At 65.3% G+C, this 22135-nt stretch carries 19 protein-coding genes; 17 read left to right on the top strand and 2 right to left on the bottom strand.

Going from position 1 to position 22135, the window contains the following annotated elements:
- Window positions 1–77: 77 nt before the first annotated feature.
- A complete protein-coding gene (locus RBJ75_RS16165) occupies window positions 78–917 on the bottom strand; it encodes a uracil-DNA glycosylase family protein (protein ID WP_044412583.1) in 840 nt (279 codons plus the stop codon).
- A 239-nt stretch (window positions 918–1156) separates the two neighbouring features.
- Here RBJ75_RS16165 and RBJ75_RS16160 point away from each other — a divergent pair, with 239 nt between their 5' ends.
- From RBJ75_RS16160 to RBJ75_RS16135, 6 genes are all read left to right on the top strand, one after another.
- Window positions 1157–2815: an electron transfer flavoprotein-ubiquinone oxidoreductase gene (locus RBJ75_RS16160; RefSeq protein ID WP_044412586.1), complete on the top strand. Its 1659-nt coding sequence runs from the start codon at window positions 1157–1159 to the stop codon at window positions 2813–2815.
- A 244-nt stretch (window positions 2816–3059) separates the two neighbouring features.
- The gene (locus tag RBJ75_RS16155; RefSeq protein WP_044412589.1) at window positions 3060–4838 is read left to right on the top strand and encodes a tetratricopeptide repeat protein; all 1779 of its coding nucleotides are present in this window, start codon (window positions 3060–3062) and stop codon (window positions 4836–4838) included.
- Between the two features lie 19 nt (window positions 4839–4857).
- Entirely contained in the window at window positions 4858–5742 is an 885-nt protein-coding gene (locus RBJ75_RS16150) for a 4-(cytidine 5'-diphospho)-2-C-methyl-D-erythritol kinase (RefSeq protein ID WP_080901060.1), read from the top strand.
- Window positions 5743–5941: 199 nt separating this feature from the next.
- Window positions 5942–7309 carry a hypothetical protein gene (locus RBJ75_RS16145; protein ID WP_044412595.1) on the top strand — a complete coding sequence of 456 codons (1368 nt, stop codon included), beginning with the start codon at window positions 5942–5944 and terminating at the stop codon, window positions 7307–7309.
- A gap of 7 nt (window positions 7310–7316) precedes the next feature.
- Entirely contained in the window at window positions 7317–8150 is an 834-nt protein-coding gene (locus RBJ75_RS16140; protein WP_044412598.1) for a hypothetical protein, read from the top strand.
- 279 nt (window positions 8151–8429) lie between these two features.
- Window positions 8430–8729, top strand: a complete 300-nt coding sequence (locus RBJ75_RS16135; protein ID WP_044412601.1) for a hypothetical protein — start codon at window positions 8430–8432, stop codon at window positions 8727–8729.
- 51 nt (window positions 8730–8780) lie between these two features.
- Here the strand turns inward: RBJ75_RS16135 and RBJ75_RS16130 are convergent, their stop codons facing one another.
- On the bottom strand, window positions 8781–9791 hold the full coding sequence (locus RBJ75_RS16130; RefSeq protein ID WP_044412605.1) for a polyprenyl synthetase family protein: 1011 nt from the start codon (window positions 9789–9791) through the stop codon (window positions 8781–8783).
- 237 nt (window positions 9792–10028) lie between these two features.
- Between RBJ75_RS16130 and RBJ75_RS16125 the strand changes: the two genes are divergently transcribed.
- The 11 genes from RBJ75_RS16125 to RBJ75_RS16075 all read left to right on the top strand — a co-directional run bounded on the left by RBJ75_RS16125 (window position 10029) and on the right by RBJ75_RS16075 (window position 22122).
- Window positions 10029–10256, top strand: coding sequence for a DUF2007 domain-containing protein (locus RBJ75_RS16125; protein ID WP_044412608.1), 228 nt, complete (start codon window positions 10029–10031; stop codon window positions 10254–10256).
- Entirely contained in the window at window positions 10249–11013 is a 765-nt protein-coding gene (locus RBJ75_RS16120) for a tRNA1(Val) (adenine(37)-N6)-methyltransferase (protein WP_044412611.1), read from the top strand. Before RBJ75_RS16125 ends, RBJ75_RS16120 begins: the two co-directional genes overlap by 8 nt.
- Window positions 11014–11293: 280 nt before the next feature.
- Window positions 11294–12199: a S49 family peptidase gene (locus RBJ75_RS16115; protein WP_044412613.1), complete on the top strand. Its 906-nt coding sequence runs from the start codon at window positions 11294–11296 to the stop codon at window positions 12197–12199.
- A 100-nt stretch (window positions 12200–12299) separates the two neighbouring features.
- The gene (locus RBJ75_RS16110; RefSeq protein ID WP_044412616.1) at window positions 12300–12491 is read left to right on the top strand and encodes a hypothetical protein; all 192 of its coding nucleotides are present in this window, start codon (window positions 12300–12302) and stop codon (window positions 12489–12491) included.
- Window positions 12492–12810: 319 nt separating this feature from the next.
- Window positions 12811–13746, top strand: a complete 936-nt coding sequence (locus tag RBJ75_RS16105; protein ID WP_044412619.1) for a glycine--tRNA ligase subunit alpha — start codon at window positions 12811–12813, stop codon at window positions 13744–13746.
- Between the two features lie 125 nt (window positions 13747–13871).
- Window positions 13872–14306, top strand: coding sequence for an endonuclease domain-containing protein (locus RBJ75_RS16100; protein ID WP_317528501.1), 435 nt, complete (start codon window positions 13872–13874; stop codon window positions 14304–14306).
- A complete protein-coding gene (glyS, locus tag RBJ75_RS16095; RefSeq protein ID WP_317528500.1) occupies window positions 14306–16594 on the top strand; it encodes a glycine--tRNA ligase subunit beta in 2289 nt (762 codons plus the stop codon). Before RBJ75_RS16100 ends, glyS begins: the two co-directional genes overlap by 1 nt.
- A gap of 318 nt (window positions 16595–16912) precedes the next feature.
- Window positions 16913–17998: a hypothetical protein gene (locus RBJ75_RS16090; protein WP_044404828.1), complete on the top strand. Its 1086-nt coding sequence runs from the start codon at window positions 16913–16915 to the stop codon at window positions 17996–17998.
- 364 nt (window positions 17999–18362) lie between these two features.
- The gene (locus tag RBJ75_RS16085; protein ID WP_080900814.1) at window positions 18363–18518 is read left to right on the top strand and encodes a DUF3096 domain-containing protein; all 156 of its coding nucleotides are present in this window, start codon (window positions 18363–18365) and stop codon (window positions 18516–18518) included.
- 90 nt (window positions 18519–18608) lie between these two features.
- The gene (ppdK, locus tag RBJ75_RS16080) at window positions 18609–21560 is read left to right on the top strand and encodes a pyruvate, phosphate dikinase (protein ID WP_044404827.1); all 2952 of its coding nucleotides are present in this window, start codon (window positions 18609–18611) and stop codon (window positions 21558–21560) included.
- Between the two features lie 187 nt (window positions 21561–21747).
- Complete coding sequence (locus tag RBJ75_RS16075; protein WP_044404826.1) at window positions 21748–22122, top strand: hypothetical protein; 375 nt, start codon at window positions 21748–21750, stop codon at window positions 22120–22122.
- The last annotated feature ends 13 nt before the right edge of the window (window positions 22123–22135 follow it).

Below are 22135 nucleotides of genomic sequence, written 5' to 3'. Positions count from 1 at the left end.
CGCGCCGTCTCGAACCATGCGGCCGTCTCCATGAGGATGTCACCTCATCCTTCGCGACGCGGCCAAGTGGCCGCTCCTCAGGATGAGGGCGCAGTCGCCTCGGAGCCGTCTTCCAGCGCGGTGGCGATGGCGCGCAGGTCCTGCCAGGCCAGCCGCTTATAGGATGGCTGGCGCAGCAGATAGGCCGGATGAAAGGTCGGCAGCGCCCGGATCTTGCGGCTGCCGGTGTCAAAATCGAACCAGCGGCCGCGGGTGCGCATGATGCCGTCGCGGGTTGCCAGCAGGGTCTGTGTCGACGGATTGCCCAGCGTCACCAGCACGTCCGGATCGACCAGCTCGATCTGGCGGCGGATGAAGGGCAGGCAGATCTGCGTCTCCTGCGGCGTCGGGGTCCGGTTGCCGGGCGGCCGCCACGGAATCACATTGGCGATATAGGCATTGCCGCGGTTGAGCCCGATCGCCGCCAGCATCCGGTCGAGCAGCTTGCCGGAGCGGCCGACGAAGGGCAGGCCCTCGATATCCTCTTCGCGCCCCGGGGCCTCGCCGACGAACATGATCCGCGCCTGCGGATTGCCGTCGGCGAACACTAGTCGGGTCGCCGTGGCTTTCAGCGCGCAACCGTCGAAACTCTCCATCAGGGCGCGCAGGGCCTCGAGCGACGGCGCGGTCGCCGCGGCCTCGCGGGCCGAGATGATCGCCGCGTCCGGCGCCGGTGCGGCGATATGCGGCGGTGGCGCCGCCGGCTCCAAGGCCGGTTGCAGCGCCGCCGCGGGACGGCTCGGGCGTGACTCGACCGCGGCCGCGGCGACCTCGTCGGTCATCCGGCTGACAGGTTCGTCGCTCAGCGCGCAATCGACACCGGCTTCGAGATAGAACGCCAGTAATTGATGCATGCTCGGTGCGGGGTCAGGCGTCATGTTTCAAGTGTCAAGTTGAGCTGTCACCATCATCGATCGCGGAGCGATCGAGGTCCAGGGTTCTCGCCACAGCCGGGCCGCGCTGCGCTGGACCCAAGCTGCCACCCTGGACCAGATCGTAGCGCAGCGAAAGCCGGCCGGTCCTTGTCGGCAGGTACATTTGGGTGGTTGTCCTTGCTGGAAAAATCGGAAACAACACCAGTTGGAAACGTTCCGAACTGCCTGTGCGAGAAAAAAACATGAGTGAAGAATCGCCGCCGCCCCGTGAGTCCATGGAATTCGATGTCGTCATCGTGGGCGCGGGACCCTCCGGACTGGCGGCGGCCATCCGGCTGAAACAGATCAATCCCGAACTTTCTGTGGTCGTTGTCGAGAAGGGCTCCGAGGTCGGCGCGCACATACTCTCCGGCGCGGTGATCGATCCGACGCCGCTCGACCAATTGTTGCCGGGTTGGCGCGAGGACGCCGAGTGTTCGCTGAAGACCAACGTCAGCGACGACCATTTCTTCGTCATGACGGAATCCACGTCGTTCAAGGTGCCGGGCTTTCTGGTGCCGCCGATGCTGAACAACCACCGCAACTTCATCGGCTCGCTCGGCGATCTATGCCGCTGGCTCGGACCGAAGGCCGAGGCGCTGGGAGTCGAGATCTATCCGGGCTTCGCCGCGACCGAGGTGCTGTATGGCGACGGCGGCGAAGTCCGCGGCATCGCCACCGGCGACATGGGGATCGGCAAGGATGGCAAACCGCTGGCGTCCTACACCCGCGGCATGGAGTTGCTCGGCAAGTACACGCTGTTCGCCGAGGGCGCGCGCGGCAGCCTGTCGAAGCAGTTGATCGCCAAATACGCGCTCGACAACGACAGCGAGCCGGCGAAATTCGGCATCGGCCTCAAGGAAGTCTGGCAGATCGATCCCGCGAAGCACAAAAAGGGCCTGGTGGCGCATTCGTTCGGCTGGCCGCTGAGCAACACCATCGGCGGTGGCTCGTTCCTGTATCACTACGGCGACAATCTGGTGGCGGTCGGCTTTGTCGTGCATCTGAACTACGACGATCCCTATCTGTCGCCGTTCGATACCTTCCAGCGCTTCAAGACCCATCCCTCGGTCAGCAAGATCTTCGAGGGCGGCAAGCGGATTTCCTATGGCGCGCGCGCCATCAGCGAGGGTGGTTATCAGTCGGTGCCGCGGCTGAGCTTCCCGGGCGGCGCGCTGATCGGCTGCGCCGCGGGCTTCGTCAATGTGCCGCGCATCAAGGGCGTGCACAATGCGATCGGCAGCGGCATGCTGGCGGCCGAACATGTCGCGGCCGCGCTCGGCAAGGGCCGCAGCAATGATGAACTGGTCGATTACGAGGCGGCCTGGCGCGATTCCGCGGTCGGCAAGGACCTGTTCAGGGCCCGCAACATCAAGCCGCTATGGTCGAATTTCGGCACCCGCGTCGGCGTCGTGCTGGCCGGATTTGAAATGTGGTGCTCGACCTTCGGCTTCTCGCTGTTCGGGACGCTGTCGCATGCCAAGCGCGATCGCGACACGCTGAAGCCGGCCAAGGATTACAAGCCGTTCCCGGCGTTGAAGCCCGACGGCAAGCTGACCTTCGACCGGCTGTCCTCGGTGTTTTTGTCCAACACCAACCATGAGGAGAACCAGCCGCCCCACCTCAGGGTCGCCGATATGGCGCTGCAGAAGAGTTCCGAACACGACATCTATGCCGGCCCCTCGGGCCGCTATTGCCCGGCGGCGGTCTATGAATGGGTCGAGGAGGGCACCGAGCCGCGCTTCGTCATCAACGCGCAGAATTGCGTCCACTGCAAGACCTGCGACATCAAGGATCCCAACGGAAACATCACCTGGGTGCCGCCCGAGGGTGGTGGTGGGCCGAATTATCAGGGCATGTGACCACGATCTCGTGAGCGGTGGCCGGAGCGGCACGGCGCCCCCGGCCACGATGCTGCCATGATGCGACGGTCTCAATCACGCAGGCCTCACGGTCGGCCCGCTGTCGGACCTTCTGGTGTCGATCGTTTCCAGTCCGATCCTTGCGGTTGAACCGCAAACGCGGCATTGTCACTGACTTCATGCAGTCGGATCGGCTCTCGGGCCAACCGAGCTTTCCGTAAATCCTGGAGCTAGGCGAACCTTGATGCTTCCCATTCGATTTCGTCGCTCGATGATTGCCGCCTTGACGCTCGCGGTCCTGCCGATTTCGGCACCGCTGCTGGCGCAGACGCCGGATCACCCCACCGACAGCTCGGCGCAGTTTCCCACCAGCGAAGATCTGCGGTCGATGACCAAATCCGGCAGCTATCTGGCTGCGCGCCACGCCAGCGTCGAGCGCGACGCCAGCGCGGCGGCGGAATTCTATCGTTCGGCGCTGCGCCGCGATCCGAAGAACAACGAATTGCTCGACCGTGCCTTCATCTCCTCGCTTGCGGATGGCGATATCGACGAGGCCGTCAAGCTCGCCGACCAGATTTTGAAGATCGACAAGACCAATCGGGTGGCGCGGCTGGTGGTCGGCGTGCGCGACCTGAAGCACAAGCGGTATTCGGCCGCGCTGACCAACATCAATCAGTCGGTGCGCGGGCCGATCACCGATCTGGTGGCGACGCTGCTGGGCGGCTGGGCCGCCTATGGCGCCGGCAACACCAAGGCCGCGGTCGCCAAGATCGACAAGCTGGTCGGGCCGGAATGGTATCCGATTTTCAAGGATCTGCATTCCGGCATGATCCTCGAACTGGCGAACAAGCAGAAGGAAGCCGGCGTCAGGCTGGAGCGGGCCTACAAGCTCGACGATTCCGCGCTGCGGGTGATGGATGCCTATGCGCGCTGGCTGTCGCGCAACAAGCAGGAGGCCGCCGCCACCGCGGTCTATGAGAGTTTCAACGCCAAGCTGGCGCGGCATCCGCTGGTGCTGGAAGGCATTCGCGAAACCAAGGCCGGCAAGAAGCTGCCGCCGCTGGTCGATTCGCCGCAGGCCGGCGCCGCCGAAGCGCTGTACGGCATCGGCGCCTCGCTGACCCGGCGCGGCGGCGAGGACCTGGCGCTGGTCTACCTTCAGCTGGCGCTGTATCTCGAGCCCAATCACGCATTGGCGCTGTTGTCGCTGGGCGATCTCTACGAGGCGGTGAAGAAGCCGCAGATGGCGATCAATGTCTATGAGAGGGTGCCGGCCAATTCGCCGCTGAAGCGCAATGCGCAGATCCAGCTCGCGACCGATCTGGATGCCTCCGACCGCAGCGAGGAGGCCATCAAGATCCTGAAGGCGGTGACCGCCGAAGATCCGAAGGATCTCGAGGCGATCATGGCGCTCGGTAATATCGAGCGCGGCCGCAAGAAGTTCGCCGATTGCGCGCAGACCTATTCGCAAGGCATCGACGCGCTGACCGGCACCGAAAAGAACGTCTGGGTCTATCATTATTTCCGCGGCATCTGCGAGGAGCGCTCCAAGCAGTGGGCCAAGGCGGAAGTCGACATGAAGAAGGCGCTGGAACTGCAGCCGGAGCAGCCGCACGTCCTCAACTATCTGGGCTATTCCTGGATCGATCAGGGCATCAATCTCGACGAAGCCATGAAGATGATCAAGCGCGCGGTCGAACAGCGGCCCGATGACGGCTACATCGTCGATTCGCTGGGCTGGGCCTATTTCCGCATCGGCAATTACGATGAGGCGGTCAAGAATCTCGAACGCGCGGTCGAGCTGAAGCCGGAAGATCCGACCATCAACGACCATCTGGGCGATGCCTATTGGCGCGTCGGCCGCACGCTGGAGGCCAAGTTCCAGTGGGCGCATGCGCGCGATCTGAAGCCCGAGGCGGACCAGCTGCCGAAGATCGAGGACAAGATCGCCAATGGCCTGCCGGAGGACACTTCGGCGGCAGCCTCGGCGGAAAAGAAAAAAGAAGACGGCAAGGGCGGCTGAGTTGAGCGATGCAATGCCGATGCCCGCGCTGATCGATCAGGCGCGCGCCAAGGTCAACCTGACCCTGCGGGTGATCGGTCGCCGTGCCGATGGCTATCATGAGCTCGAAAGCGTGGTGGCCTTCGCCGATTGTGCCGACCGGCTGACGCTGCGGCCCGGCCCGCGGCTCAGCCTGGTGACGGCCGGGCCGCGCGCGCAGGAATGCGGCGACAGCGCCGACAATCTGGTGATCAAGGCGGCGCGGTTGCTCGGCGAACGCGTCGCGGGGCTGCGCAGCGGCGAATTCACGCTCGACAAGCAATTGCCGGTCGCGGCCGGGATCGGCGGCGGGTCGGCGGATGCCGCCGCGGCGCTGCGGCTATTGGCCCGCGCCAACGAACTTGCGCCCGACGATGCCCGGCTGCTCGAGGTCGCGCGCTTGACCGGCGCCGACGTGCCGGTCTGCATCGGGTCGGCACCGTGCATCATGGCCGGCGTCGGCGAGCGGTTGTCGCCGCTGGCTTTGCCGGCGCTGCCCTGCGTGATGGTCAATCCGCGTCTGCCGGTCGCCACCAAGGATGTGTTCGCCGCGCTCGGCCTGCGCGCCGGCGTGATGCGGGTCGGCGCCAAGGATGTGCTGCGCTCGGCCGCGTGGCCGAACGGCAAGGCTTCGACCAACGACTGGATCGCGGCGCTGAAAGCCAGCGGCAACGATCTCGAGGCGCCGGCCCTGAAGGTCGAGCCGGTGGTCGGCGAGGTGCTGGCGGCGTTATCGAAGACGCAGGGCGCGCGACTGGCGCGAATGTCGGGATCGGGCGCGACCTGCTTTGCGATCTTTTCCAGTGACGCCGATGCGCAAGCGGCGGCGCAGACGATCGAGCGCGACCATCCGGGATGGTGGGTCCATGCCGGGACGCTGAGCTAGACTCCGCGGCTCGCAACGAAACTGCGGCCGAACAGCCATGCGACCGATCGCGTTGGTCGTAGTGGTCAGCGAGCCGGCGGTGCGCTCACGCATCGGTGATTTCCCGCGCGACACAATGCAATCTGGATTTGTGTCCAGATGCGATAGATTGGCGCGTAGCGGGGCGTTGCCAGTCACAAGTATCAGTGGGATTTGAACCATGCCTCCTGTCGCGCCTTCTACGACGTCCGTTGCCAATTCATCGGTTCCCAATTCATTGCTGCTGTCGCGCGGCGTGGCGCGGCTTGAGAACACGCTCAAGCTGACCACCGCGATTCTGGCGCTGGCCGCCGGGGTCTATACCTATCTCGGTGTGCGCGAACTGCTCAATGGCAGTGCGACCACGGTGTTCTTCGCCGCGGTGATCTATTCGGTCGCGGTCTCGGTCGGCATCTATGCGTTCTGGATCTTCATGATGCAGTTCATGCCGCACATCATGCACCGCACCGGGCGCGGCCTGATGTTCGGCTGCATGCTGTTGGGATCGCTGATGATCGTAGCGATGTCGTCATGGCTCAACGCCTCCGCGCTGGCCGGGGCGGCGGCGATCCAGCAGCATCTGTCGATCGCGGCGCAGAACTACGCGCGCGATCTCAACACCGCCAACACCAATGCCATCGCGGCGCTCGGGCTGCTGCCCGACATTCAGCTGGCGTCGTCGCGCTTCGCCAAGCTGGCGGATGCCGAACGCGCCGGCTCGCTGACCGGCACCGCCGGGTCGGGCACCGTGGTGCAGTTGCTGACCCAGATGTCCGGACAGCTCGATGGTCTCGGCCAGGAAGTGCAGGCCTCGGGCAAGCGGGTCTCGACGCTGTTCGAGGAGGGCAGCAAGCACCTCGCCCGCATGCGCGAATTGATTTCCGATCGCGGTCCGATCGCGACCCGCAGCGACGGCTTTGCCACCGAGGCGCTGGCGCTGATGGGGGTGATCGCCAATCTGCAGCAGACCTCGGTCGCGCCGGCGGTGAAGCGGGCGGCGACCTCGCTCGCATCCGGCTTCATCGCGCCGGCCGCGGGCGGCCGCAGCGCCGATCTCGCCGAGCGGCAGACCGCGGTGGTCGGCAAGGTCGAAAGCTCGATCGCTGCGCAGGCGGCCTCGCTCGCTGGTGCCGCCGACAACATCCTGCAGACCCCGAAGGTCGAACCGGAGCGATTCCAGACGCTGTCGCCCGCTGAGGCGGTGCTGCGCTATGCCGGCGATTTCATCCCGAGCTGGGCCGGGGCGATTTCGATCGACCTGATGCCGGCGGTGCTGGTGCTGATCCTTTGCGTGGTGCATGCGGCGATCCGCCGCGAAGGATTGCCGGCGGCGAGTGCCACCAATATGACCGCCGGCGAGCTGATGGCGGCGCTGCAGATGGCGCGCGACCTCGAGACCGCGCGGCGGCAGGTGCCGGGCGAAACCAAACCCGCGCCGCCGCCCGAATCGCCCGAGGCTGCCCCCCACCCGGCGTCCGAACCTGCGATCGAGCCCGCCGCGGCCGATGAAAACGTGACGGCGCTGTCCTCGGCGCGGCACGGCAAGTAGCGCCGTGATGTCGGCCTCGGTGCAGCAGCGCTTTCACGCCTGGCTGTCGGGCAATCCCGACGAGTCGGTGATCCGCTGGATTTTTCGCGCCGTGCTGGTCGTGACCTTTGCCGTGCTGATGGTCGATCTCGCCACGCTCAATGGCTGGATCGCCCCGGCCGATAGCGGGCTGCCGCCGGCCGAGCGCAGTCCCTCGCCAGGCTTCGAGCTGCCGGCGATCCTGGCACCGTTACTGCCTGGCGGCGGTGACCGTCGCCAGGCGCCGCTGCCGCGGCCCGATGGTGCGCTGGCCAAGCCGATCACCTTCGAATTGGTCGGCGGCGGCAAATTGATGGCGACCGGCACCATCACGCCGGGAAGCGCGGAGGCATTCGCGGCGGAGCTCGCGCGGCGCGGCGACTACGTCAAGACCGTGGTGCTGAATTCACCGGGCGGCTCGGTCGGCGATGCGCTGGTGATGGGCAAGCTGATCCGCGACAAGGGGCTCGCCACCGAGGTCGAGCCAGGCAAATATTGCGCCTCGTCCTGCCCGCTGGTGCTGTTCGGCGGAACGGAGCGTCGCGTCGGCGCCAAGGCGGCGGTCGGCGTGCATCAGGTGTTTGCGCTGCGTTCGGCCGACGGCACCGCGCCGCGCGACCAGATGAGCGCCGCGCAGCAAATCTCGGCGCGCTGCCAGCGCTATCTCGGCGAGATGGGAATCGACCTGCAGGTCTGGGTCCACGCCATGGAAACGCCGAAGGACAAATTGTTCGTCTTCACGCCGGCGGAATTGCAAACGCTGAAGATTGTCACCGCGCCGGTCGCCGGTGTGGCTCCGGCGATGGCTAAACCGAAGCCGTGACCTCAACGGCGACCGCAATGGCTTGAGACGGCTCGCAGTTGCGAGAAGTGGCGATCGTATCAAAGTCGATGCAATCGTGAGCGCTTTAGTCACATTTGCCAATCATTCTCACGAGGTCAAGGCGCGGACCTGATGCGGTCTTCGCCGAGTAGATACCCGGTCAGTGGATCGCCTTCTTCATAGGCGCAGAACGAATGCGACGCGGTCGCATCCGATCGACGGCTGGTCCGCGCAGTCAATCCGCGTCGGCTTGCGACGCTCATTCCTTGGAGGCTTGCCATGATTCGAATTCTCAGTTCGCCGCGCACGATCCTCGCCGCGCTCTCGCTCTCCGTGCTGGGCATGGTGGCGATTGACGTGAAGCCCGCCGATGCCGCCGTGGTTTGCGGCCCCCGCGGCTGCGTTGCTCGTCCGGTTGCCCGGCTCGGCGTTGCGCCGGTCGCCCGCCTTGGCGGTCCGGTCGGCGTCGGACGTGTCGGCTATGGTCGCGCCGGCGTCGGTTATGGGCGCGCTGGCGTCGGCCGTGCTGGTTACGGCGTCAATCGTGGCGGTCCGGTCAATCGCGTCGGCCGTCGCTAACTTACGACCGGAATCAGCGACGGTCTCCGGCAGCGGCGACCGTCGCGCGGCTCAATGCGACCGCGCCAGGCAGAACGCCACCACCTGTTCGAGCGCGCTCTTCATCGGTGACGAGGGAAACAGCGCCAGCGCATCGACCGCCATCGCGCCATAATGCTGGGCGCGCTGGATGGTGTCCTCCAGCGCCCGATGCTTCTGCATCAGGCCGATCGCCTGGTCGAGATCGTTCTCGGCGATCTCGCCGCGCTCCAGCGCGCGGACCCAGAAGCCGCGCTCGGCGTCGTTGCCGCGGCGGAATGCCAGCACCACCGGCAGCGTGATCTTGCCCTCGCGGAAATCGTCGCCGACATTCTTGCCGAGCTTGGCGGCCTTGCCGCCATAATCGAGCACGTCGTCGACCAGCTGAAAGGCGATGCCGAGATTCATCCCGACCGAGCGGCAGGCGGTTTGTTCCGGCTTCGGCCGGCCGGCGATTACCGGGCCGACTTCGCAGGCGGCAGCGAACAATTCGGCGGTCTTGCCGCGGATCACCGCGAGATATTCGTCCTCGGTGGTGGCGGTGTTCTTGGCGGCGGCGAGCTGCATCACTTCGCCTTCGGCGATGGTGGCGGCGGCGGTGGACAGAATATCGAGCGCGCGCAGATTGCCGACCTCGACCATCATCCGGAACGCCTGGCCGAGCAGGAAATCGCCGACCAGCACGCTGGCCTCGTTGCCCCACAGCATCCGCGCCGACAGCTTGCCGCGGCGCAATTCACTCTCGTCGACGACGTCGTCATGCAGCAGCGTGGCGGTGTGCATGAACTCGACCGAGGCGGCGAGCTTGATGTGGCCGTCGCCCGAATAGCCGGTGAGGTTGGCCATCGCCAGCGTCAGCATCGGCCGCAGCCGCTTGCCGCCCGAGGAAATCAGATGGTTGGCGACCTCGGGTATCATCGTGACTTCCGAGCCGGTCCGCGACAAGATCGTTGCGTTGACGCGGTCCATATCCGCCGCGACAAGTTCGACCAATTGATCTATCGAGGCAGTCGAAGGGCCCTCGAAGGGTACGATAACGGCCACGCTGGGTCTCCACATTCCGGGAGCATTACAGGCGAGAAGATAGCGGCTCGCATGAAACTGCTCTGATTCCAAAGCCGGGGCGATAAACGGGCATTCGGGCCACGATCGCCCGGCCAATTCGCCCCGTTCGTCGAAGCTCACACTATAACATCAGAACGACCGTGTAACGAGATGCGGCTTTCGGACCGCGCTCGATCGAGCGGCAGCTATAATGCAGGGATCAAGGGAGAAGCAAGCGTGCGGGAACTGGTGCGGACCAACGACGTGGTGCTGGTATCGGCGATCGGTGCATTGCTCGATGGCGCCGATATCGACCATCTGGTGCTGGACCAGAATATGAGCATTCTCGAAGGCTCGGTCGGCGTGATTCCACGTCGTATTCTGGTGCATGACGACGATCACCGCGCGGCCTGTCAGGTTTTGACTGACGCGGGGCTGAGCAAGGAACTGCGTGCCCATGAGTGATTCGGCCGACCTCACCGAGAACGGGTTTCTCGGCGGGCGGCTGCGGTTGCGGCAACCGAAAACCGGCCATCGCGCCGGTCATGATGCGATGCTGCTGGCGGCCGCGACAGTGGCGCGGCCCGGCGATCGCGTGGTCGAATTCGGCGCCGGCGTCGGCGCCGCGGGCCTTGCTTTGGCTATGCGCGTCAACACCATCGACCTGGTGCTGGCCGAGATCGATCCGGTACTGGCAGAGCTGGCGCGCGCCAATGCCGAATTGAACGATTTGCCGGCGCAGATCTGCGTGCTGGATGTCGCGGCCAGCGCCGATGCCTTCGCGGCCGTCCGGCTTCTCCCTGACAGCGCCGACGCGGTGCTGATGAACCCGCCATTTCACGATGCCGCGCGTCATCGCGCTTCGCCCGACGAGGCGCGGCAAATTGCCCATGTGGCGAGCGCGACAACCCTGCGATCCTGGGTCCATGCGGCGCGCCGGGTGCTGAAATCGGGCGGCGGCCTGACCTTGATCTGGCGCGCGGATAATCTCGGCGAGGTGCTGGCGGAGCTGGAGCACGGCTTCGGCAGCGTCGCGGTGCTGCCCGTGCATGGCAAAGCCGAGCGGCCGGCGATCCGGATCCTCGTCCGGGCGGTCAAGGGCGGGCGCGCGCCACTGACGCTGCATCCGGGGTTGATGTTGAACGATGCGGCGGGAAGGCCGACCGCGGCGGCCCAGGCGGTGCTCGATGGGCGACAGCTGCTACCGCTGGCGTTGCTGTAGGCGCGCCGGCGAGGTGGAACGTCGCGCGGAGTCCGGCGTCACGTCAGAGCCGAGATAGGGCCGCCGATTAGCGCGGCTGGGTCTCGGATTCGGGTTTCGATTCCGAGGTGAAATGCACCGCGGTCAGGATTGCGGCGATCAGCAGCATCAGCAGGTAGATTTTCATGGTGCTCTCCACTGCGCCAAATGCGGCCCATACCTATATGAACTCGAGGTCGCCTCGTTCCAACGGTTTGGCAAATATTGGGTAGAAAAAAATGGTTAATGTGAGGGTAACGCCATGAGCGAGCAGACCGCTGACGATCGAACCGCGCCGGGCCTGCTGGATGGGCTGGTGAGGTTCATCCCGCAGAAGTGGCGGCCCGGTGTTCCGGTAGTCCCGGTGGTGCGGCTGTCCGGCGTGATCGGGGCGGTGACGCCGCTGCGGCCCGGCATGTCGCTGGCCGGCGTTGCGCGGCTGCTGGAGCGGGCATTTGCCACCCGCAACGCCAAGGCGGTGGCGCTGGCGATCAATTCGCCGGGCGGCTCGCCGGTGCAGTCGCGGCTGATCTATCTGCGGATTCGCCAGCTCGCCGCCGAGAAGAAGCTGCCGGTGCTCGCCTTTGTCGAGGACGTCGCGGCCTCCGGCGGCTACATGCTGGCCTGCGCCGCCGACGAGATCTATTGCGATCCGTCGTCGATCCTGGGGTCGATCGGCGTGGTCGGCGGCACTTTCGGCTTCCCCGAGCTGTTGAAGAAGATCGGCGTCGAGCGGCGGCTTTATATCGCGGGCGAGCACAAAGCGCAGCTCGATCCGTTCCTGCCGGAAGATCCGGCCGATGTGGCGCGGATCAAGGCGCTGCAGCGGGAAATCCACGCGCTGTTCATCTCGCTGGTCAAGGACAGCCGCGGCGCCCGGCTGAAGGCGAATGAGGACGTGTTGTTTTCCGGTGAATACTGGGCCGGCAAGACCTCGGTGGAGATGGGGCTGGCCGACGAGATCGGCGAGCTGCGCTCGGTATTGCGGGCGCGGTTCGGCGACAAGGTGCGGACCCCGGTGATCGCGCAACCGTCGGGCATGCTGGCGGGCTTGCTCGGCCGCAAATCCGGCGCCGGCGTGAGCGCCATGGACGGCGTCTCCGGGCTTCCGGACGCCCTGGTGTCGGCGCTCGAAGCCCGCGCGATCTGGGCCAAATACGGCTTTTGAAAGGTGGCGCCCGCGCCAATTCGCCTCGCCGGATCCGATTGCGGCGGCCCCCGGCTTGCGCGAAGATGGGGACGGGGACGTGAGAGATAAGGATCGATCGATGCCGCCGCTGATTGCACTCGCTGGCGCCCTTGGAGGCATAGCCGTGATTCGCTGGGCGTTTCGGACCGCCCACAGGATCAATCAGGAGTTGGATGAGGCGCGAAGCGCGATCCTCGCCGAGGCGAAAAGCCGGACCGAGATGCCGACGTTGCGGCAGGATCCGATCACCGGCGCCTATCGGCCGGGCTAATCCGTCGCCGGATACATCAGCCGCAGATCTGAAAGGCGCGGGAGGCGCAGCAGACACACTTGCGCCGGCTTCGGGGCGAGGCACCACCCGTAAAGCCGGCAAGCAAGCCTGGAGGTCTTCTGTTTGGCGGCGGCCCACAGGCCGTTGCGCCGATGTCTATTCAATGCCCATCCCCGCCGATGGTTCCCAGCTCGCTCGCCGCTATGGTTAATTTTGCGTTAGCGCGGCCGGAAGCCGGTGCGGACATTGCCTTGATTCCGCGGTGGCGCGCCGATACGGTCCCGCGCGCCCTGCATCCTTACGAATCTCAAAGCCGATCATGGACCAAATGCCTGCCCATATGCGCCCGGAACGCTCGTTCCAGGGCCTGATCCTGACGCTGCAGCGGTTCTGGGCCGATTATGGCTGCGTGATCCTGCAGCCCTACGACATGGAGGTCGGTGCCGGCACCTTCCATCCGGCCACCACGTTGCGCGCGCTCGGCCCCCGGCCGTGGCGCGCCGCCTATGTGCAGCCGTCGCGCCGGCCCAAGGATGGCCGCTATGGCGAGAACCCGAACCGGCTGCAGCATTATTACCAGTTCCAGGTGATCATCAAACCGTCGCCGCCGGATCTGCAGGAGCTCTATCTGAAATCGCTGGCCGCGATCGGCGTCGACACCGCGCTGCACGACGTGCGCTTCGTCGAGGACGATTGGGAGAGCCCGACGCTGGGCGCCTGGGGGCTCGGCTGGGAATGCTGGTGCGACGGCATGGAAGTGTCGCAATTCACTTATTTCCAGCAGGTCGCCGGCGTCGAATGCGCGCCGGTGGCGGGCGAACTGACCTACGGCCTGGAACGGCTGGCGATGTATGTGCAGGGCGTCGACTGGGTCTACGACCTCAACTTCAACGGCCGCGAGGGCGACGAAAAAGTCACCTATGGCGACGTCTTCCTGCAGACCGAGAAGGAATATTCCCGGCACAATTTCGAACATTCCGACGCCGACATGCTGTTCAAGCAATTCGTCATGGCGGAAGAGGCCTGCAAGAAATATCTCGACGCCGGCTGGAAAGACGGCAAGCGCGAGGCGCATCTGATGGCGCTGCCGGCCTATGACCAGTGCATCAAGGCCAGCCACGTCTTCAACCTGCTCGACGCGAGAGGCGTGATCTCGGTGACCGAACGCCAAAGCTATATCGGCCGCGTCCGCGACCTCGCCAAAGCCTGCGGCGAAGCCTGGCTGCACACCGAGGCGGGTGGGGCGGCGACTTAGCAGCGAGCGGGGTGGGGTGGCTGCGGTGCGTTGTGGTCAGGCGACGCCGCGATTCACCCTCCCCTGGAGGGGGAGGGTCGATGCGAGCGTAGCTCGCATCGGGGTGGGGTGACAGCGGTAGTAATATGGCCAAGCGGTCGATCAGCGACTTCAAACGCCAGAGTGCAAACAGGCTACGCGCCGATGCGACCGCCGCCGAGCAAATCCTCTGGCGGCATTTGCGACGGCTCGATGTGAGGGGAAGTCACTTCAGGCGACAGGTGGTGATCGGTCCCTACATCGCCGATTTCGCCTGCCTTGCCGAAAAACTGATCGTCGAGGTCGACGGTTCGCAACACGGCGAGGATGAGGGGCTGCAACGCGACGAGGTCCGGACCCGCTGGCTCGAGTCGGAAGGTTTTCGAGTGATACGATTTTGGAACAATGACGTGATGAGCAAGACCGACGCCGTGTTGGACGCGATCCACACCATGATCGCTGTCACCCCACCCCGCCTGCCTGCGGCAGGCGACCCTCCCCCTCCAGGGGAGGGTGAAGCCCCGCGTGGGGAGAAGCACTAATGCCCGATCTTCTGCTCGAATTGTTCTCCGAGGAAATCCCGGCGCGGATGCAGGCCAAGGCGGCCGAGGATCTGCGGCGGATGGTGACCGACAAATTGGTCGCCGAGGGGCTGGTCTATGACGGCGCCAAGGCGTTTGCGACGCCGCGGCGGCTGGCGCTCACGGTGCACGGCATTCCGGCGCGGCAATCGGACCTGAAAGAAGAACGCAAGGGTCCGCGCGTCGGCGGCCCGGATGCCGCGATCGCCGGCTTTCTCAAGGCCACTGGGCTCGCCTCGCTCGACGAAGCCAAGATCCAGCGCGACCCCAAGAAGGGCGATTTCTACATCGCGCTGATCGAAAAGCCCGGCCGGCCGACGCTCGACGTGCTGGCCGAGATCATTCCGCTGATCATCCGCACCTTTCCGTGGCCGAAATCGATGCGCTGGGGCGCGCGCTCGGCGCGATCCGGCGCGCTGCAATGGGTGCGGCCGCTGCATGCGATCACCGCGACTTTCGGCATCGATACCGAGGAGCCCGAGCTGGTGCCGTTCGAACTCAACGGCATTAATTCGGGCCAGACCACCTACGGCCATCGCTTCATGGCGCCGGCGCCGATCAGCGTGCGCCGCTTCGCCGATTACGAGGCCAAATTGTTCGACGCCAAGGTGGTGCTCGACCCGCAGCGTCGCCGCGATATCATCCTGGCCGACGCGCGCACTTTGGCGCAGGCGCAGAATTTCGAACTGGTCGAGGACCAGGCCTTGCTCGACGAAGTCTCCGGCCTGGTCGAATGGCCGGTGGCGCTGATGGGCTCGTTCGATCCGGCCTTCCTGTCGATCCCCGGCGAAGTGATCCGCGCCACCATCCGCACCAATCAGAAGTGCTTCGTGGTGCGGCAGCCTTCACCTCTCCCCGCCGGGGAGAGGTCGCCGCGCGCCAGCGCGGCGGGTGAGGGGGCTCAGCCCGCTCCCGAGGCGAATCCCCCTCACCCGGCACTGCGTGCCGACCTCTCCCCACAGGGGAGAGGTGAAGATAAGCTCGCCAACAAATTCATCCTCACCGCCAATATCGAGGCCAGCGACGGCGGCGCGGCGATCACCGCCGGAAATGAGCGGGTGATCCGCGCGCGGCTCTCCGATGCGAAATTCTTCTACGAGACCGATCTGAAAACCAGTCTGGAAGACCGGCTGGCGAAATTCGACAATATCGTGTTTCACGAAAAGCTCGGCAGCCAGGGCGAGCGCATCAAACGGATCGTGCGCCTCGCCGCCGAGATCGCGCCACTGGTCGGCGCCGATGTCGAAAAGACCAAGCGCGCCGCGCTGCTGTGCAAGGCGGATCTGTTGACCGAAGTGGTCGGCGAATTCCCCGAGCTGCAGGGCCTGATGGGCAAGTACTACGCGCTGGCGCAAGGCGAAGACGCAAGCGTCGCCGCCGCCAGCGAGGAGCACTACAAGCCGCAAGGCCCCGCCGACCGGGTGCCGACCGATCCGGTGAGCATCGCGGTGGCGCTGGCCGACAAGATCGATACGCTGGTCGGGTTCTGGGCGATCGACGAAAAGCCGACGGGGAGCAAGGATCCTTATGCATTGCGACGTGCAGCGCTGGGGGTGATCAGGCTCGTTGCTGACAACGCGATGCGTGTCGGCCTCTCGCCGATCATTACTCTTGCACAAGAATGGATCCACGAAGCTGTTCACGGAAACACGACCGCATTCGACGTTGATCGAGAGGGAAAGTTGAGCAATCCGAGGGATATTCCCTTCGATCGCGGCTTGCCTAGTAGTCTCCTCTCCTTCTTCGCCGACCGCTTAAAAGCCCAACTCCGCGAGCAGGGCGCGCGGCACGATCTCGTCGATGCGGTATTTTCGCTGGGCGGTCAGGACGACCTGTTGATGGTGGTGCGTCGCGTCGAGGCGCTGGCCGCGTTCCTGGCCACCGACGACGGCAAGAATCTGCTGGCCGGCGTCAAGCGCGCGGCGAATATTTTGCGGATCGAGGAAAAGAAGGACGCGCGGACATATGACGGCGCGCCCGACGCGTCGCTCTATGGCTCCGACGAGGAAAAGGCGCTGGCCGCCGCGATCGATCGGGCCAAGACGGACGCGACAGCAGCGGTCGCCAAGGAGGACTTCGCCGCGGCGATGTCTGCTTTGGCCAGACTGCGGCCGTCGGTCGATGCGTTCTTCGACAAGGTGAAGGTCAATGACGACGACAAAGCCGTGCGCGAAAACCGCCTGAAGCTGCTCAACGAGATCCGCGCCGCGACGCGCGCGGTGGCGGATTTTTCCAAGATCCAGGATTAGGTCGCGCCAGGGTTCGTCATTCCGGGGCGCGAGGCCGCAGGCCGAGCGAACCCGGAATCTCGCCGCGCGCACGTCTTGCGCACCCGCAGCGACCAAGCCGCGAGATTCCGGGTTCGCTCGCAGCTGTCGCTGCTCACGCCCCGGAATGACCGGGCGATGGTGTGACGCCGGTCGCGCCCGCGCATGACGCCGAGGGCGCCTCGCCACCCGAAATATATCGACACATCCGGAAATATTTACGCCGCGTTAACCACGACCTGAAAAGGTCGGGGCCGGTAACGGATTCTTAATCGTTGCTTGCACAGCAGGCGGTATCCGATGACTTCGATCGGCAGCAATCTCAACGCTTACGCGCAATATGGCTCGGCCTATGCCCGCGCCGCGGCGACGCAGCCGTCGCTGGCCAATGTGCTGTCGGCGGGCGAGGGCAATGCCAACGCGGCGACCAATCTGACGCTGTCGGATGCGGCCCGCGCGCAGCTTGCCGGCACCGCCACGCAGCCGGATTTCACCACCGTCACCGCGCAGGCGCGTAGCGCGCTCGACGGGCTTTATGCCGCCGCCAAGGTCTCGGGCCCGCTCGGCGCCGACGGCAAGCCGAGCGTCGATCTGTCGTCGCTGGATCGCCGCGCGCTGTTCGCGGTCGCCACCAACAATGCCGGCAAATTCACCGCCGACGAACAAAGCGTGGCCGCGGCCGAACTCGGCCAGCGGTTCAACGACGCTTTGGCGCCCGCCACCGCGACCGCGAAACTGACCGGGGATTTTAGCGGCATCTACAAGGCCGCGCTGACCTATCTCGACGGCGCCAGCAGCGAGGAAAAGGCCTCCGCCCTATGGACCGCGCAGCGCGCCGCGGTGGCAAAGGGCGTGCAGGCCACCCAGCAGGATCCGGCCAAGGCGCCCTCCGGCATCGCCAATGATCCGGTCGCGACCTATCTGGCGCAGGATTCCGCCGGCGTCGTTGCTCAGACGCAGGATTTCTCCAGCGTCGCCAAGACGGCCCGCGCCGCGCTCGATGCCCAGTCCAAAGCTGCCGCGGCGGCCGGCAAGGAGCTGGTGTTCGATGCCGGCCGCAAGACCGGCCAGCTCGCCGATTTGACGGCGATCGACAATCGCGCGCTCTCGGCGATCTCGCTCAACAAGGATCAATTGTTCTCGCCGCAGGAAAGCTTCGCCGCCAAGCAGGAGCTGAATGCGCGCAACCGCGCCAGCATCCTGACCGCGCTGAACCAGAGCCAGAGCAGCGGCGATCCGACCCAGCTCAGCCTCGGCATCCTCAACGCCTATTCGGCGATGAGCGACGAGGAGCGCCAGGCTTCGAACTGGACCCCGTCATTCCGCGACAATGCGGTGCAAAGCTACAAAACCACCAAATCGCTGCTGTCGATGCTGAACGCCTAACAGCCGGCCGCGGACAGAGAAAAGCCCCGTCCTGCGGGGGAACGGGGCGGGGCTCTCCTGGCTCGGCCGCATTGCTGCGCCTGAGCCTCGTTCGGGCGATGTTGCCGATCACCTGAACGATCCGGCGAAGTGCGGTGTTGAAATCGATCGGTCAATGCGCGAGCCGCCATTATGTTCCGCGGAATCGTCGTGATCGGGTGTTTTCGTCGAAAAGCCCGGGATCGCGATGGAACCGAGCCGGCCGGCGCGGCGTCATCGACTGTTGCTATGCTGGCCCCCGGCGGGCGGCTAAAACCGTGTTGCGATTCGACATCGGCATGGCCGGCGCGGCTCGCTCAATCGTTCCCCTTTTGGAGACATCCCAATGACCATTACGAGCGCCCACATCCCGGCCATTGTCGCTTTGATCGCCGGAATCCTGATTCTGGTGATGCCGCGGCTGCTCAATCTCGTGGTCGCGATCTATTTGATTTGCATCGGATTAATCGGTCTCGGCGCGCTTCGATTCCTGCACCTTTAGTTGGCAAGGACGGCAAGTCGGCTTGCGTGTGGTCGCCAAAACGTGGTGTATGGCGACCACACTTTTTCCTCTTGTGGACTGTTGAAAGCCATGGCCAAAGCCGCTTCGAAGACCAAGAAAAACGTCGCAAAATCAAAGCCTTCCGTGCCCCCGCGGGGCAAGGGTTCCGGTCCCGGCGGCGCCCGAAAGACATTGGTCAAGAGCGCTTCCAAGGCGGCCCCCGCGGTTGCCAAGAAGGCTGTGAAAAAGCCGGCTCCGAAGGCCGCAGTGAAGACCAGCGTCAAGACCGCGAAGAAATTCGCCGCCAAACCGAGCACCAAGCCGGCCCAGCGCGCGGCGACCAAGCCGGTCAACGCCGGCAGGCCCGGCCAGTGGGTCTATACGTTCGGCGACGGCAAGGCCGAGGGCAAAGCCGCGATGCGCGATCTGCTCGGCGGCAAGGGCGCCAACCTCGCCGAGATGGCCAATCTCGGCCTGCCGGTGCCCCCCGGCTTCACCATTCCGACCTCGGTCTGCACCTATTTCTACGCCAATGAGAAGACCTATCCGAAAGAGTTGAAGACCCAGGTCGAGAAGGCGCTGGCCCATGTCGGCAAGCTGACCGGCAAGGGCTTTGGCGACGCCAAGAATCCGCTGCTGGTGTCGGTGCGCTCTGGCGGCCGCGCCTCGATGCCCGGCATGATGGATACCGTGCTCAATCTCGGCCTCAACGACGTCACCGTCGAGGCGCTCGCCGCCAAATCCGGCGACCGCCGCTTCGCCTATGACAGCTATCGCCGTTTCATCACCATGTATGCCGACGTCGTGATGGGCTTTGAGCATCACCACTTCGAGGAAATTCTCGACACCTTCAAGGACGGCAAGGGCTACACGCTCGACACCGATCTCACCGGCGACGAATGGGTCGAGATGGTTGGCGCCTACAAGGAAGCGCTGATGCGCGAGACCGGCGAGGAGTTTCCGCAGGACCCGCACGCCCAGCTATGGGGCGCGGTCGGCGCGGTGTTCTCCTCGTGGATGAACGCGCGCGCGGTGACCTATCGCAAGCTGCACGACATTCCGGAATCCTGGGGCACCGCCGTCAATGTGCAGGCGATGGTGTTCGGCAATATGGGCGAGACCTCGGCCACCGGCGTTGCCTTCACCCGTAATCCCTCGACCGGCGAGAGCCGGCTCTATGGCGAATTCCTGATCAACGCCCAGGGCGAAGACGTCGTCGCCGGCATCCGTACCCCGCAGGACATCACCGAGATTGCCCGGCAGGAATCCGGCTCCGACAAGCCGTCGATGGAGCTGGCGATGCCGGCCGCCTACAAGGAGCTGACGCGGATCTACAAGATGCTGGAGAAGCATTACCGCGACATGCAGGACATGGAATTCACCGTCGAGCAGGGCAAGCTGTGGATGCTGCAGACCCGCGGCGGCAAGCGCACCGCCAAGGCGGCGCTGCGGATTGCGGTCGAACTGGCCGCCGAGGGCGTGATCAGCAAGAATGACGCGGTGTTGCGGATCGATCCGGCCTCGCTCGATCAGTTGCTGCATCCGACCATCGACCCCGACGCCAAGCGCGACGTGATCGCGACCGGGCTTCCGGCCTCGCCGGGCGCCGCCTCCGGCGAGATCGTGTTCTCTTCGGACGAAGCCGCCAAGCTGCAGGCCGACGGCCACAAGGTGATTCTGGTCCGGATCGAGACCAGCCCGGAAGACATCCACGGCATGCACGCCGCTGAAGGCATTCTCACCACCCGCGGCGGCATGACCTCGCACGCCGCGGTGGTGGCGCGCGGCATGGGCAAGCCCTGCGTCTCCGGCTGCGGTTCGGTGCGGGTCGATTACGGCCGCGGCACCATGACGGTCGGCGATCGCACCTTCAAGACCGGCGACATCATCACCATCGATGGCGCGCTCGGCCAGGTGCTGGCCGGGCGGATGCCGATGATCGAGCCGGCGCTGTCGGGCGAGTTCAACACCCTGATGGGTTGGGCCGATCAGGTCCGCAAGCTCGGCGTCCGCGTCAATGCCGACACCCCGGACGACGCCCGCACCGCGATCAAGTTCGGCGGCGAGGGCATCGGCCTGTGCCGCACCGAGCACATGTTCTTCGAAGAAACCCGGATCCGCACCGTGCGCGAAATGATCCTGTCGCAGGACGAGCAGTCGCGCCGCGCCGCCTTGGCCAAGCTGCTACCGATGCAGCGCGCGGATTTCGTCGAACTGTTCGAGATCATGAAGGGCCTGCCGGTGACGGTACGGCTGCTCGATCCGCCGCTGCATGAGTTCCTGCCGCACAGCCAGGCCGAGATCGAAGAAGTCGCCCGCGCGATGAATACCGATCCGCGGCTGCTCGCCGACCGGGCCCGCGAACTCGCCGAGTTCAATCCGATGCTCGGCTTCCGCGGCTGCCGGCTGGCGATCGCCTATCCGGAAATCGGCGAGATGCAGGCCCGCGCCATTTTCGAAGCCGCGGTCGAAGCCGAGAAACGCACCGGCGCCGCCGTCGGTCTCGAAGTCATGGTGCCGCTGATCGCCACCAAGATGGAATTCGATCTGGTCAAGGCGCGGATCGATGCCACCGCGCAGGCGGTGATGCGCGAGACCGGCGCCAAGCTCAGCTACAGCGTCGGCACCATGATCGAGCTGCCGCGGGCCTGCCTGATGGCCGGCGGGATCGCCGAGACCGCCGAGTTCTTTTCGTTCGGCACCAATGATCTCACCCAGACCACTTACGGCATCAGCCGCGACGATGCCGCAAGCTTCCTCGGCACCTACATCGCCCGCGGCATCCTGACGGTCGATCCCTTCATCAGCATCGATCGCGACGGCGTCGGCGAATTGGTGAAGATCGGGGTGGCGCGCGGCCGTGAGACCCGCCCGAACCTCAAGGTCGGGATCTGCGGCGAACATGGCGGCGATCCCGCCTCTGTGGCGTTCTGCCACGAGGTCGGGCTGGACTACGTGTCGTGCTCGCCCTACCGGGTGCCGATCGCCCGGTTGGCCGCGGCCCAGGCCGCGCTCGGCAAGGCGATCTCAAGTCAGGCGTAAGTCTCAATTCCGTGTGACTTCGGAAATCTTCGGAAATGCCCCGGTTCGTCCGGGGCATTTTCGTGTGAATTGCGGAAAAGTCTCGGGTGCCATGCGGAATGATCCCGAGCTTTCCATCGCGGTTTAGATATGCGATGCCGGTACGGTGACATGCACACTTGCCATACGCCAGCTGTTCGCGATCTTGATGATCGCGGGCCTCGTGCTGGCGCCGCTGTCCCGGCCCGCGATGGCCGGCATGGCATCGGGTGCGGCGATGGCCGGACATGCGTCGGACGGCGACGAGATGGCCGGCCATGCGATGGACGACATGACGATGGCCGAGATGGCGACCGCCGAGATCGCCGTGCCGTCCTGTCCCTCGAAGGCGCCGACGTCGCGGGATTGCGACCGCTGCCTGTCGATGACGGGGTGCGGGGCGACCTTCCTCCCCGGAATGCCGACGGCCGTTGCGCTGCTGCTGCGGGTCGGCTCAGACCGCGTCGCCACCTCCCGCAATGATTTCTGGCCTGACGGCCTGGACCATTCACCCCCCGATCATCCACCTCGAATCCTGGTCTGAGCGGCGCTGTCGC

The organism is Rhodopseudomonas sp. BAL398 (genome assembly GCF_033001325.1).
GTDB lineage: Bacteria > Pseudomonadota > Alphaproteobacteria > Rhizobiales > Xanthobacteraceae > JARJEH01.
This window is presented reverse-complemented; position numbering and strand designations above follow the sequence as displayed.

What these genes read in the sequence shown, in the direction of transcription:
- RBJ75_RS16165 (WP_044412583.1), bottom strand. Translation starts at nt 917, where the DNA reads ATGACGCCTGACCCCGCACCGAGCATGCATCAATTACTGGCGTTCTAT.
- RBJ75_RS16160 (WP_044412586.1), top strand. Translation starts at nt 1,157, where the DNA reads ATGAGTGAAGAATCGCCGCCGCCCCGTGAGTCCATGGAATTCGATGTC.
- RBJ75_RS16155 (WP_044412589.1), top strand. Translation starts at nt 3,060, where the DNA reads ATGCTTCCCATTCGATTTCGTCGCTCGATGATTGCCGCCTTGACGCTC.
- RBJ75_RS16150 (WP_080901060.1), top strand. Translation starts at nt 4,858, where the DNA reads ATGCCCGCGCTGATCGATCAGGCGCGCGCCAAGGTCAACCTGACCCTG.
- RBJ75_RS16145 (WP_044412595.1), top strand. Translation starts at nt 5,942, where the DNA reads ATGCCTCCTGTCGCGCCTTCTACGACGTCCGTTGCCAATTCATCGGTT.
- RBJ75_RS16140 (WP_044412598.1), top strand. Translation starts at nt 7,317, where the DNA reads ATGTCGGCCTCGGTGCAGCAGCGCTTTCACGCCTGGCTGTCGGGCAAT.
- RBJ75_RS16135 (WP_044412601.1), top strand. Translation starts at nt 8,430, where the DNA reads ATGATTCGAATTCTCAGTTCGCCGCGCACGATCCTCGCCGCGCTCTCG.
- RBJ75_RS16120 (WP_044412611.1), top strand. Translation starts at nt 10,249, where the DNA reads ATGAGTGATTCGGCCGACCTCACCGAGAACGGGTTTCTCGGCGGGCGG.
- RBJ75_RS16115 (WP_044412613.1), top strand. Translation starts at nt 11,294, where the DNA reads ATGAGCGAGCAGACCGCTGACGATCGAACCGCGCCGGGCCTGCTGGAT.
- RBJ75_RS16110 (WP_044412616.1), top strand. Translation starts at nt 12,300, where the DNA reads ATGCCGCCGCTGATTGCACTCGCTGGCGCCCTTGGAGGCATAGCCGTG.
- RBJ75_RS16105 (WP_044412619.1), top strand. Translation starts at nt 12,811, where the DNA reads ATGGACCAAATGCCTGCCCATATGCGCCCGGAACGCTCGTTCCAGGGC.
- RBJ75_RS16100 (WP_317528501.1), top strand. Translation starts at nt 13,872, where the DNA reads ATGGCCAAGCGGTCGATCAGCGACTTCAAACGCCAGAGTGCAAACAGG.
- glyS (WP_317528500.1), top strand. Translation starts at nt 14,306, where the DNA reads ATGCCCGATCTTCTGCTCGAATTGTTCTCCGAGGAAATCCCGGCGCGG.
- RBJ75_RS16090 (WP_044404828.1), top strand. Translation starts at nt 16,913, where the DNA reads ATGACTTCGATCGGCAGCAATCTCAACGCTTACGCGCAATATGGCTCG.
- RBJ75_RS16085 (WP_080900814.1), top strand. Translation starts at nt 18,363, where the DNA reads ATGACCATTACGAGCGCCCACATCCCGGCCATTGTCGCTTTGATCGCC.
- ppdK (WP_044404827.1), top strand. Translation starts at nt 18,609, where the DNA reads ATGGCCAAAGCCGCTTCGAAGACCAAGAAAAACGTCGCAAAATCAAAG.
- RBJ75_RS16075 (WP_044404826.1), top strand. Translation starts at nt 21,748, where the DNA reads ATGATCGCGGGCCTCGTGCTGGCGCCGCTGTCCCGGCCCGCGATGGCC.